Genomic DNA, 12898 nt, shown 5'->3' on the forward strand with positions numbered 1-12898 from the left:
TTTTGTATATTTGATCATAATGAGAAATATATGAAATCTATCCGATTATTATTATTCATTTTCTTGCTATTTGCAATACCGGTTTCTGCTCAAAAAGAAGCTGCAATTTGGTATTTTGGTTATGGAGCAGGATTAGATTTTAATTCCGGAAATCCCGTTGCCTTAACCAACGGAAAATTATTTACCAACGAAGGTTGTACTACTATTTCTGACAAAAACGGAAACTTACTTTTTTATACAGATGGCTCACTTGTCTATGATAAAAGCCATCAGGTAATGCCAAACGGAACCGGGTTGTTAGGACATCGATCCAGTACACAATCTGCAATTATAGTTCCAAAACCAAAAGACCCCAATCTATATTACATTTTTACGGTAGATGAGCCCAATCCTTTTAACGTAGATAACAACCCTTCAAATGATGAATCACCTCCCAATAGCGGATTAAATTATTCTATAGTTGATTTAAGATTAAACAATGGTTTGGGGGATATTGTTTCTTCTGAAAAGAATATTCCTCTTATTACCTATGATGTAAACAATGCAGAAGACACAAAGTTTAAGTGCTCAGAAAAAATTACTGCCGTACAACATAGCGATGGTCTTTCATTCTGGGTTGTAACTCATTTCAAAAATACTTTCTATAGCTTTAAAATAGGCGCAAATGGTGTCGAACAAACTCCAGTTAAAACAATAACTTCACAGGATATTCCTTTGGGTGGCTACAATTCAAATGCAATTGGATATCTAAAAGCATCTCCCAATGGAAAAAGAATTGCAATTGCCAATATGTCTACAAAAACTTCAAATGATCTGGATGCAAATGGTCAGATAAAAAGAAGAACAGGAAATGTATGTCTTTATAATTTTGATGCTAACACCGGTATTTTAAGTAATGAAACTTTACTGTACAATAATTGTGATCCTTACGGAATAGAATTTTCCGCAAAATCATCAAAACTATACATGACGTACAACACGTATGATGTACGCGGAATCTCTCAAAGGAGCAGTTTAATTCAGTTTGATTTAAAAAAAGATAATATTGCAAACTCAATGCAAATCATAAACACTTCTAATTATGTTGCAGGAGCACTTCAACTCGCCATAGACGAAAAAATTTACCGGTCAGGTTATTCACTTACAGACAATAACATCACCAAAATATCAGTAATCAATAATCCTGAAGCCGATGGGACTAATTGTAATTTTATTCAAAACAAAATTGATCTGAAAAGCGGGACTTCAAAACTGGGACTTCCTCCTTTTATCACCTCTTTATTTCTATATACTTTTGATTATGAATTTAATTGTTTAGGGCAATCAACACATTTTTATATTAATTCGACCGAGACAATAGATAGTGTATTGTGGAACTTTGGGGATGGAAACACTTCTAACGATAAAAATGCCTATCATACTTATGCAACAGCCGGAGATTATAAGGTAACCTTAATAAAAACAGTAAATGGAGAAAACAGAGAGCCGCTTGAAAAAACAATAACTATTTTCGATAAACCAGCTGTAATTACCACGCCTTACAAACTGATTCAATGTGATACACAGGACAACAATTCATTAGACGGATTGGCTACTTTTAATCTTTCTGCTGCAAATGAAGCAATTGCATTAGGAAATAAAGATTATGAAGTATTTTATTATCACAGCCAAAATGAAGCCGAAACAGATACTAATGACTCATCTTCTTTAAATCCAATTTATAAAAATACAGTTCCAAAAGAAGTACTTTATGCAAAAATAAGCCAACAAAACTCAGCATGTTATAGTATTGCAACAATAATTCTGCAAGCAAATCCGAGTATTTTTATCTCTCCCGAAGATCTTCATAAATGTGATTTAGGCGAAGGAAAAGCAATATTTGATTTAGAAGAGAAAAAACAAAATATCAAAGCCCAGTTAAATTTGCCTTCTGATGTTAAATTATTCTTTTACAATAGCGAAAGTGATGCTTCATTATCCTTAAATGAGATAAAAAACACCATAACTACAAATTCTAAAACAGTATTTATAAGAGCCGAAAATAGTGATGGCTGTTATGGAACCGGAAAATTTGAACTTGTCGTTGAAGCAGCTCCGGTTTTAATAAATGCACAACAAAAAGTAATTTGCGAAACCGGATCAAATACAGTTGCCGTTTTAGAATCCGGCATTCCGTTATCTCAAATGAATGATTATACCTATTTATGGTCTAATGGTGCTACAGCGCCAACCATTACGGTTAATCAGGAAGGAAATTACACCCTTACCATCAAAAATAAATCCGGATGTACAGCAACTTCAGAGCATCCTGTAAAACTATCCCGTATGCCTATTCTAAACCAATTAGAAATAAATGATTTAAACACTTTAAATGAAGTGATTATAGATGTACAAAATCCGGAAGATTATCAATATAGGATTCATTTTCAGGACGGAACGTATAGTGAATTTCAAAATTCTGAAGTCTTTGAAAATATTCCCGGAGGTTTTCATGAATTAATTATCGAAAGCATTGATGGTTGTGGCCGGATAACAAAAAGTTTTGCCGTTCTAAATGCTCCCAAATATTTCACACCAAACAATGATGGGTATAATGATTATTGGAATTTTAATGGAATAAATGACCCACTCTACAAAAATGCAGTTATTTACATTTATGACCGTTACGGAAAACTATTAAAGCAATTATCTCCTTTCGAACAAGGTTGGGACGGAACTTATACAAAGGAACCCATGCCTTCATCAGATTACTGGTTTACCATAAAACTAGAAGATGGCAGAGAAGCCAAAGGTCATTTTAGCCTAAAAAGATAAGCTCTAAAAATTCTGAACATCAAAATCATTCATTATCTAATCAAAAAAAATCCCAAACTCCGTAATGGAATTTGGGATTTCTATATTGAAATTTAAAACGTATTAGATTTTAAATCTTTTTCTATCAGTTTCTGTTAAATAGATTTTTCTCAAACGAATAGATTTTGGTGTAACCTCTACATATTCATCTTTTTGAATGTACTCTAAAGCTTCTTCAAGAGAGAAAATAATTGGTGGAATAATTCTCGCTTTTTCATCATTTCCAGAAGAACGAACGTTAGATTGTTTTTTCTCTTTAGTTACGTTTACACACATATCATCAGCACGAGAGTTTTCTCCAATTACCTGACCTTCGTAAATTTCAGCATTTGGTTCAACAAAAAACTTACCACGATCTTGCAATTTATCGATAGAATAAGGAATAGCTTTTCCTTTTTCCATAGAAATCAATGAACCTTTGTTACGTCCGGCAATTTCTCCTTTGTAAGGCTCATATCCTATAAAACGGTGCGCCATAATAGCCTCACCAGCTGTTGCAGTAAGTAATTGGTTACGCAATCCAATAATTCCACGTGATGGAATATTAAATTTTACAATCATACGTTCCCCTTTAGTTTCCATAGAAAGCATTTCTCCTTTACGCATTGTAACGAATTCAACTGCTCTTCCTGAAAGGTTTTCCGGTAAATCGATTGTCAATTCCTCAATTGGCTCACATTTTTTACCATCAATTTCTTTGATGATAACTTGTGGCTGACCAATTTGTAACTCATACCCTTCTCTTCTCATTGTTTCAATAAGAACAGATAAGTGAAGTACTCCACGGCCAAAAACCATGAATTTATCAGCAGAATCAGTTTCACCTAACTTCATAGCTAAGTTTTTCTCTAATTCTTTTGTTAGTCTTTCTCTAATATGGCGAGAAGTTACAAATTTACCCTCTTTACCAAAGAAAGGTGAGTCGTTAATTGTAAATAACATACTCATTGTAGGCTCATCAATAGCAATAGTTTGTAAAGCCTCCGGATTTTCGGCATCAGCGATAGTATCTCCAATTTCAAAACCTTCAACACCAATAATTGCACAAATATCTCCAGCAATTACCTGTTGTACTTTTTTACGGCCTAAACCTTCAAAAGTATGTAATTCCTTAATACGTGATTTTATTACTTTACCATCTCTTTTTACCAAAGAAATTGGCATACCTTCATTTAAAATTCCTCTTTCAAGACGACCAATAGCGATACGACCTGTAAAAGCAGAGAAATCTAATGATGTGATCAACATTTGTGGAGTTCCTTCAGATACCTTAGGAGCTGGCACATTTTTGATTACCATGTCTAATAAAGGCTCGATGTTATCTGTTTGGTTTTTCCAATCGTCAGACATCCAGTTGTTTTTAGCAGAACCATAAACAGTTGGGAAATCTAATTGTTCTTCAGAAGCACCTAATTCAAACATTAAGTCAAAAACTTTTTCATGAACTTCTTCAGGAGTACAGTTTTCCTTATCAACTTTATTGATCACTACACAAGGTTTCAAACCTAAGTCAATAGCTTTTTGTAATACAAAACGAGTTTGTGGCATTGGACCTTCAAAAGCATCCACTAGCAAACATACACCATCGGCCATGTTCAATACACGTTCTACTTCACCTCCAAAATCCGCGTGGCCAGGAGTGTCAATAATATTGATTTTTGTTCCTTTGTATTGAACAGAAACGTTTTTAGAAGTAATAGTAATACCTCTTTCACGCTCTAAATCGTTATTATCAAGAATTAAATCACCTGTATTTTCGTTGTCACGAAATAATTGACAGTGATACATAATTTTATCAACCAAAGTGGTTTTACCGTGATCGACGTGGGCAATAATTGCAATATTTCTAATAGATTCCATCTGTGATTTTTAATGGGTGCAAAGGTACACTTTATTTTGATATAAAAAACGTTTCTGTGATAGTTTGCGTATATCCAAGTAATTAGTTCGTTAAACACAACGTAAATTTAAGTGTAATTTGAACTTTTGTTATTGTTTAATTATAGTTAATTTAACTATATTTGAGTAATGAAAAGCAAAACTTTACAAATTACTCTGGTTTATATTATCATATCGTTATTTGTGGCAATTGTCTGTCATAAATTACTTATTACACACTTTTCCAAGACCGGGTATTTTTTTATTTATTTTCTGAAAGATATTTTTTTCATTTTCACTACTGCACTATTTTTCAAATACATACTCTCTAAAAACGAAAAAAGAAACATAGCCGTTTTTAAAAAATTAAAAGAGACAAACGAGGAAATCAAAGAATCAAATGAAAAATATGACATTGTAGCAAAAGCAACAAGTGATACTATTTGGGACTGGAAAATCCAGGAAGACAGCATAAATTGGAACAAAGGAATCGAAAGCGTTTTTGGTTACGATCCGGCCGAAGTAGGCAAAACATCAAAGTGGTGGTTTGACAAAATCCACCCCGAAGACAGCATCAGAATGTCTATCAAACTCTACTCATTTATTGAACAAAAAACCGAAAAATGGCAGGATCAATATCGCTTTAGATGTGCCGACGGAAGCTACAAGTATGTTTTAGACAGAGGTTTTTTACTAAAAGACGAAAATGGAAGGGCTATCAGAATGATTGGAGCCATTCAGGATATTACCAAACAAAAAGAAGAAGAACAACGACTAAAACTTTTAGAAACAGTAATTACCCAGTCTAAAGATTCTATCTTAATCACAGAAGCCAACTCTGTAAATCGGAGAATTCCAAAAATCGTTTATGTCAATCCTGCTTTTTCTCAAATGTCCGGCTATCTGTCCAGTGAAATTATTGGTAAATCTGCGAGTATCTTCAAAGGGCCAAAATCAGATTCAGAAGAACTAAAGAAACTTTTGAAAGCCATAAAAAATGAAGAAGAATGTTTGATAGAAACCATAACATACACAAAACAAAAAGAAGAATACTGGGTTAGATTTGCCATGATTCCTATTTTTAACAACGAAGGCGTAATCACACACTGGATTTCAATACAAAGAGATATTACGGACGAAAAAAAACTAGAAACAGAAAAAGAGCATTTAATCCGTGAACTAACACAAAACAACAAAGACCTAAAACAATTTTCTTATATTACCTCACACAATCTGCGTGCCCCATTATCCAATCTAATTGGCCTTTTAAACCTTATTGATGATATTCCTATTGACAACCCCGAATTGGAAGAAATCCTAAACGGCTTCACTAAATCCACTCATTTATTAAACGAAACCATCAATGATTTAGTAAAAGTCATCATTATCAAAGACAATCCTTCGATGCAAAAAGAAGAGGTTTCTTTACAGGAAGTATTCGAAAATGTATTTAGTCAGTTATCATTTCAAATCGAATTACACAAACCTATTATCAGGCTAAAATTTGACAAAGTACCTTTATTAAATACCAACAAAGCCTATATTGAAAGCATTTTATTAAACCTCCTTACCAACTCTATAAAATACAAGTCAGAAAACAGAAAATTAAAAATTTCTATCACTGCCGAAAAAACAGAACAAAAAGTAATCTTGACTTTTAAAGATAACGGAATTGGAATTGATCTAGATCGCAACCGTGACAAAGTATTTGGCTTGTACCAAAGATTCCATAATTACCCCGACAGTAAAGGACTGGGATTATATCTTGTAAAATCACAAGTCGAAACTATGGGAGGAACAATCAGCATTGAAAGCGAAGTCAATAAAGGAACTACATTTACAATAACATTTAAAAATTAATACATTATGCTTCAGCAAATTTTATGCATTGACGACGATCCGATTACGTTAATGTTGTGCAAAAAAGTAATTTCAAAATCATCATTTTCAAATGAAATTATCACTGCTCAAAATGGCGAGGAAGCATTACATCATTTCAATACTTTAAAATACACCAACAATAAAAACAAAATAAACAAAAAACCTGAATTGATCTTTCTGGACTTAAACATGCCGGTAATGGGCGGCTGGGAATTCCTGGATCATTTCACTTCACCTGACTACAGGGAGTTCAACACAGCGAGAGTAATTGTATTATCTTCCACTATTGATCCTGAAGATCTTGCTAAAGCAAAAAAATACCCTATCATAATCGATTTCCTTTCAAAACCCATCACCCAGCCTATGTTGGAGTATCTTAAAAAGAAAATGGATCTTTAGTCAATCTTACACTATTTTGAAAAAGAAGTGCAAATGTTCCAGCGGAATGTTTTAAATTCAAAAACAAAAAAAAGAGACTAAAAAGCCTCTTTATGGAATTAATATCGTACAAATTATTATTTAGCAATTAACTTTTCAAGCCTTGACATCATTTCATCTTTCTCCTTTAACATGCGCTCGTATAAAGCTATTTTTTCATCATGGAGCTGAATTAATTTGTCGATTGGATTATTATTAAAAGTTGGGTTATAATTTATCAAACCCTGAGTATCGTGAAAAGTATTAGAAATAATATTTATTGATTGCTGCTCATCAAAGTTCTGAAAAGCTTCAACAGGAATTTTTAATGAGTTTGAGATTTGATTAAGCAAATCATCTTCAATTACATCTTTTTGCTCCAGCATAGAAATTTTTTTTTGATTCCACTCCTTTCCCAGATCAAAAGCCAATGTTTCTTGTTTGATACCAAGCATTTCTCTGAAGCGTTTTACGTTTCTTCCCTGATGTATTTTCTGTTCCATAAAGAATATCAATTTTTCTAAAGACTCAAAGATAAAACCGCTTGGATTAAAAGCCTAAGTTTCAAAGATAAAAAACATCCAGTAATATATCCATTTTGTCAGATATTATATCTGCATTTCATATAGACCATCCTCTTTAATTTTTATTACTCCAAAGTTTCCCATCTTGATCCCCTAACTTTTGCAACTGATCCAATAAAAACCAAAAATTCGAATTTATTTATTCTCGAATTTCATTTTTAAGTAAAAAAAAAGTCCTCTTTGCAGAGGACTTTTATATATCTTAGGAAATTGTAATTAATTACAATTTAGCAACATGCTTAGTTAATTTAGACTTCAGGTTAGAAGCTTTATTATCATGAATGATGTTCTTTTTAGCTAATTTATCAATCATAGAGATTACAGTTGATAATTTTGAAGTAGCATCAGCTTTATCAGTAGCTATTCTTAATGCTTTAATAGCATTACGAGTAGTTTTATGCTGATATCTGTTAAGAACTCTTCTTTTTTCGTTACTTCTGATTCTTTTTAATGCTGACTTATGATTTGCCATTTTTTTTTAATTTTAGATGTAATAATTATTATATACTAGTTAAAAAAGAAAAACCTCCCACAATTGCAAAACAATCACTTTGGTTTTAACTAATAAAACAAAAATCGAGACACCAATTTTTATTTTACAAAACTTATTTACAACTAATTTCAGTAGTCTGTAAGGGAATCGAACCCCTGTTACCAGGACGAAAGCCTGGAGTCCTAACCCCTAGACGAACAGACCAGTATCCTCTAAGTTTTCTTCAATTTTAATAAATTGAAATTTGGTAGCCCGTAGCGGAATCGAACCGCTCTTACATGGATGAAAACCATGCGTCCTAACCGATAGACGAACGGGCCATTTTAATTTTCAGTATTTCAAGAAAATCCCGCAGTAAAAGTAGTAGCCCGTAGCGGAATCGAACCGCTCTTACATGGATGAAAACCATGCGTCCTAACCGATAGACGAACGGGCCTGCTTCTCTAATGCGGATGCAAAAATACAACTATTTTTAAGATGTACAATACCTGATGCAAAAAAAATTAAAAAAAATTAATATGCCTTAGCAAACAACACTCTTTTTGAAGAAGGATTCCCAGTAAACACACAGGTTCCCGCCTCTTCTACAGCATCGAGAGGAATACAACGAATTGTTGCTTTTGTTAAGTCTTTTATTTTCTCTTCAGTCGCAGCTGTACCATCCCAATGAGCCGATACAAACCCTGCTTTTCCGTCTAAAACTTCCTTAAATTCCTCAAAACTATTTACTTCAGTAATATGAGTATTACGATAGTCTAATGCTTTGTTAAATAAATCAGCCTGAATCTGCTCCAGCAAGTCATTTATATAGGTAACGATTCCTTCGCCAGAAACAGTCTCTTTTGTCAATCTATCACGTCTGGCAACTTCAAAAGTTCCGTTTTCTAAATCTTTCGGACCAACAGCAATTCTAACAGGCACCCCTTTTAATTCCCATTCAGCAAACTTGAATCCTGGTTTTTGAGTTGTTCTGTCATCATATTTAACTGAAATTTTCAATTTCTTAAGTTTAGCGGTCAAATCATTAACTGCAGTTGTAATCTCTGCTAATTGCTCATCTGTTTTATAAATAGGCACAATAACAACTTGTATTGGCGCTAAATTTGGAGGCAATACCAATCCCTGATCATCAGAATGCGTCATAACCAATGCACCCATTAAACGAGTTGACACCCCCCATGATGTTCCCCATACATGCTCTTGTTTCCCTTCTGCATTAGCAAACTTAACATCAAATGCTTTTGCAAAGTTTTGCCCTAAAAAGTGAGACGTTCCCGCCTGCAATGCTTTTCCGTCCTGCATTAAAGCTTCAATACAATAGGTTTCATCAGCACCCGCAAAACGTTCGGTTTCGGTTTTTATACCTTTAACTACCGGAATCGCCATAAAATCCTGAACAAAATCAGCATAAACATTCATCATTTTTTCGGATTCTTCCACAGCTTCTGCTTTTGTAGCATGTGCCGTATGACCTTCCTGCCATAAAAACTCTGCAGTCCTTAAAAATAAGCGCGTACGCATTTCCCAACGAACCACATTAGCCCATTGATTGATCAGTAAAGGTAAATCTCTGTAAGATTGCACCCAACCTTTATAAGTAGACCAGATAATAGCTTCACTGGTAGGACGAACAATTAGCTCTTCTTCCAGCTTAGCATTTGGATCAACCATTAATTTTCCCGGCTTATCCGGATCATTTTTTAACCTGTAATGGGTTACAATAGCACATTCTTTTGCAAATCCTTCTGCATTTTTTTCTTCAGCCTCAAACATGCTCTTAGGCACAAATAATGGAAAGTACGCATTTTGATGTCCTGTTTCCTTAAACATTCTGTCTAACTCAGCCTGCATTTTTTCCCAAATAGCATATCCGTATGGTTTAATTACCATACATCCTCTTACTCCTGAATTTTCGGCTAGATCTGCTTTAACAACCAGTTCGTTATACCATTTCGAATAATCTTCTGATCTTGTAGTGAGGTTCTTACTCATATTGAATAGTTTGGCACAAATTTTGTTTTAATAATTTTAACTAAATAGTTTGACAAAACTAACTATTTTTGTAATGTGCAACAATAAAAAACACCACAGATATGAAAACTTATGCTACTCTCCGCCAAAACTCAAGTCATTTTTACTTAATTGGATTATTGAGTTTTCTACTTGCATCATGTGGTTCTTACCAAAATACCTCCTACCATGATAATGATGGCGTATATGGTAATTCAACCAACAGATATGCTCAGACAAATACCACAAGCACAAATAATCAATATAGAGATTACTTCAAATCTTTACAAGATGACAATCAGTCAACGGAAATCTTTACCGATGTCGATAGTTACGGTAATTACAGCGATAATGACAGTACTCAAGTTGCCAGCACGGCTTATCCTGCCTGGGGAAGCGCCAATACAGATGTTTCAGTAAACGTATATTCTGATCCTTCATGGTCAATGGGCTTTGGATTTGGATTTGGATATCCTTACTACGGATGGGGTTACGGAGGCTACGCAGGTTACTGGGGCTACCCTAGCTATTGGGGACCTGGATGGGGTTATCCGGGTTGGGGATACCCTGGATATTGGGGACCTGGTTACCGATATAATAATTACTCCTATAATTATGGAAGAAGAGGATCTGCTGCTTACTATAGCGGAAGAAACTACGCCTCTAACAGAAATTACACCAACAGAAGCTTCACCACAAACAGAAGTTATACTACCCGAAATTACAATTCAAACAGAAACTATACCACCAATAGACAAAGCGGGTATACAGACTTCAGAAGAAGCGCTAACACGAATGGAAGAACATACGACTATTCAAACTCAAATTTCAGCAACAGAAGAAGTTCATCTCAGGGACAAAACAATAGTTATGACTATTCTAACAGAAGATCATCAAACAGTAACGCAACGAGAAGCTATGATAACGGCAGCTCATCCAGAAGTTACTCTCCTAGCCCGTCACGTTCAATGAACAGCGGAGGCGGAAGCATGAGATCATCCGGCGGCGGTGGCGGCGGTGGTGGAAGATCATATGGTGGCGGTGGTGGTGGAAGAAGATAACCTCTTCTTTCATTAATATAAAGATTCATATTAAAAATTATCCAAATGAAAAAAATATTATTCCTACTAATTACGGGACTAAGTGTTAGCGTCTCACATTCTCAAGAAGTTTCAGATGCTGTTCGTTATGCACAGGACAATTTGACCGGAACGGCAAGATTTAGAGCGATGAGCGGTGCTTTTGGAGCCGTCGGAGGTGATTTATCATCTATAAGTGTCAATCCTGCCGGATCGGCGATATTCTCCAACAATCAGGTTGGAATAACCCTTAGCAACCAAAATATAAAAAACAACTCTAATTACTTTGGCACTCAGACTTCAGACAAAGAAAATTCTTTTATTTTAAACCAGGCCGGAGGTGTTTTTGTTTTTAAAGATCATAATCCAAACAACAATTGGAAAAAAATTGCCCTTGGCATATCATACGAAAATACTAATAACTTTAACAATGATGTATTTTCAGCAGGTACAAATCCGACAAATTCTATTGACAAATACTTTTTGGCCTATGCTAATGGAATTCCTTTGGGTGACATAACTCAAATACCTTACAGAGATCAGTTTTACGATGAACAACAAGCTTATTTTGGATATAAAGGATTCGTAATAAACCCCTTGACAGACACAAACAGCAACACTCAATATACTTCAAATGTTCCTGCAGGCGGCAATTACTATCAAGAAAACGAAATTTATAGCAGAGGATACAACAGCAAATTAAGCTTTAATATAGCCACATCCTACAAAGACAGGATTTACTTTGGAGCAAATTTAAATGTACACATTACCGATTTCAGAAGATCCAGTAGCTTTTACGAAGACAATAGCAATCCTTTACAACCAACCGCAACTATATCCAATTTACGTTTTAACAACGAACTTTATACCTACGGAAATGGATTCTCTTTTCAACTTGGAGCCATTGCCAAGGTCACAGAATCATTTAGACTTGGTTTAGCATATGAATCAAATACTTGGTACGAGCTGTATGACGAGGTTTCACAAAGCATACGTACAACCACACAAGCTGCCGGAGGCCCAGAAAATTATGCAACTGTCAATCCTGATATAATAAACGTATACGATTCATACACCCTTCAAACTCCTGGAAAGACAACATTTAGTGCTGCGTATATATTTGGCAAATCAGGCTTAATTAGTATTGATTATGCTATAAAAGATTACGGGAACACTAAATATAAGCCCACTAGTGACGCAGGCTTTAGAGGTGTAAATAATGATATCAGCAACCAATTAACAAATACAGGCGAATTAAGAGTTGGAGCGGAATATAAAATTAAACAACTGAGTTTAAGAGGAGGATATCGCTTTGAGGGAAGTCCGTACAAAAACGGAACCACAATTGGAGATCTAAATAGCTATTCAGGAGGTTTAGGTTATAATTTTGGAGGAACTAAAGTAGATTTAGCATACTCTTATTTAGAAAGAAAATCGAACCAGGGATTCTTCGCCACCGGATTTACAGATGGAGCAAACATCACATCGAAACTAAATAATGTTTCTTTGACGCTATTATTTGAATTGTAATTAAAATTAAATAGATGAATGGAAATTTCCGTCAGGTTCTTTACTTGACGGATTTTTTTTAGCCCTGATGACAGCGACATTCTTTTTCTTGCTTCTTTACCAAGGAAAAGACAGAACCGACACACGAATAGCTTCACAAAAAACAGCTAAATGAAACCGAAACAAGCGGTGTT

At 34.6% G+C, this 12898-nt stretch carries 9 protein-coding genes and 3 tRNA genes; 5 read left to right on the top strand and 7 right to left on the bottom strand.

What is annotated here, in order from left to right; translation table 11 throughout:
- Positions 1–30: 30 nt before the first annotated feature.
- Positions 31–2814: a T9SS type B sorting domain-containing protein gene (locus ACHRWY_RS17530; protein ID WP_395356413.1), complete on the top strand. Its 2784-nt coding sequence runs from the start codon at positions 31–33 to the stop codon at positions 2812–2814.
- Positions 2815–2916: 102 nt separating this feature from the next.
- Here ACHRWY_RS17530 and typA read toward each other — a convergent pair whose 3' ends face one another.
- Entirely contained in the window at positions 2917–4713 is a 1797-nt protein-coding gene (typA, locus tag ACHRWY_RS17535) for a translational GTPase TypA (protein ID WP_302097183.1), read from the bottom strand.
- A gap of 168 nt (positions 4714–4881) precedes the next feature.
- On the opposite strand from typA, the gene ACHRWY_RS17540 reads away from it, so the two are divergent.
- Both ACHRWY_RS17540 and ACHRWY_RS17545 read left to right on the top strand, forming a co-directional pair.
- Entirely contained in the window at positions 4882–6591 is a 1710-nt protein-coding gene (locus ACHRWY_RS17540; RefSeq protein ID WP_395356414.1) for a PAS domain-containing protein, read from the top strand.
- 6 nt (positions 6592–6597) lie between these two features.
- Positions 6598–7011: a response regulator gene (locus tag ACHRWY_RS17545; RefSeq protein WP_395356415.1), complete on the top strand. Its 414-nt coding sequence runs from the start codon at positions 6598–6600 to the stop codon at positions 7009–7011.
- A gap of 116 nt (positions 7012–7127) precedes the next feature.
- Here the strand turns inward: ACHRWY_RS17545 and ACHRWY_RS17550 are convergent, their stop codons facing one another.
- The 6 genes from ACHRWY_RS17550 to proS form a co-directional block, all read right to left on the bottom strand.
- Positions 7128–7532, bottom strand: coding sequence for an XRE family transcriptional regulator (locus ACHRWY_RS17550; RefSeq protein WP_395356416.1), 405 nt, complete (start codon positions 7530–7532; stop codon positions 7128–7130).
- 301 nt (positions 7533–7833) lie between these two features.
- Positions 7834–8085 carry a 30S ribosomal protein S20 gene (gene rpsT, locus ACHRWY_RS17555; protein WP_055095632.1) on the bottom strand — a complete coding sequence of 84 codons (252 nt, stop codon included), beginning with the start codon at positions 8083–8085 and terminating at the stop codon, positions 7834–7836.
- A gap of 153 nt (positions 8086–8238) precedes the next feature.
- Positions 8239–8310 (bottom strand) — tRNA-Glu (locus tag ACHRWY_RS17560).
- Positions 8311–8351: 41 nt separating this feature from the next.
- Positions 8352–8426, bottom strand: a tRNA-Glu gene (locus tag ACHRWY_RS17565).
- A gap of 44 nt (positions 8427–8470) precedes the next feature.
- A tRNA-Glu gene (locus ACHRWY_RS17570) sits at positions 8471–8542 on the bottom strand.
- A 77-nt stretch (positions 8543–8619) separates the two neighbouring features.
- Complete coding sequence (gene proS, locus ACHRWY_RS17575; RefSeq protein WP_395356418.1) at positions 8620–10098, bottom strand: proline--tRNA ligase; 1479 nt, start codon at positions 10096–10098, stop codon at positions 8620–8622.
- A gap of 101 nt (positions 10099–10199) precedes the next feature.
- Here proS and ACHRWY_RS17580 point away from each other — a divergent pair, with 101 nt between their 5' ends.
- Complete coding sequence (locus tag ACHRWY_RS17580) at positions 10200–11177, top strand: hypothetical protein (protein ID WP_395356419.1); 978 nt, start codon at positions 10200–10202, stop codon at positions 11175–11177.
- A 45-nt stretch (positions 11178–11222) separates the two neighbouring features.
- A complete protein-coding gene (locus ACHRWY_RS17585) occupies positions 11223–12725 on the top strand; it encodes an OmpP1/FadL family transporter (RefSeq protein ID WP_395356420.1) in 1503 nt (500 codons plus the stop codon).
- The last annotated feature ends 173 nt before the right edge of the window (positions 12726–12898 follow it).

The sequence above is a fragment of the Flavobacterium sp. FlaQc-48 genome (assembly GCF_044007335.1).
In the GTDB taxonomy this organism is placed as follows: Bacteria; Bacteroidota; Bacteroidia; order Flavobacteriales; family Flavobacteriaceae; genus Flavobacterium.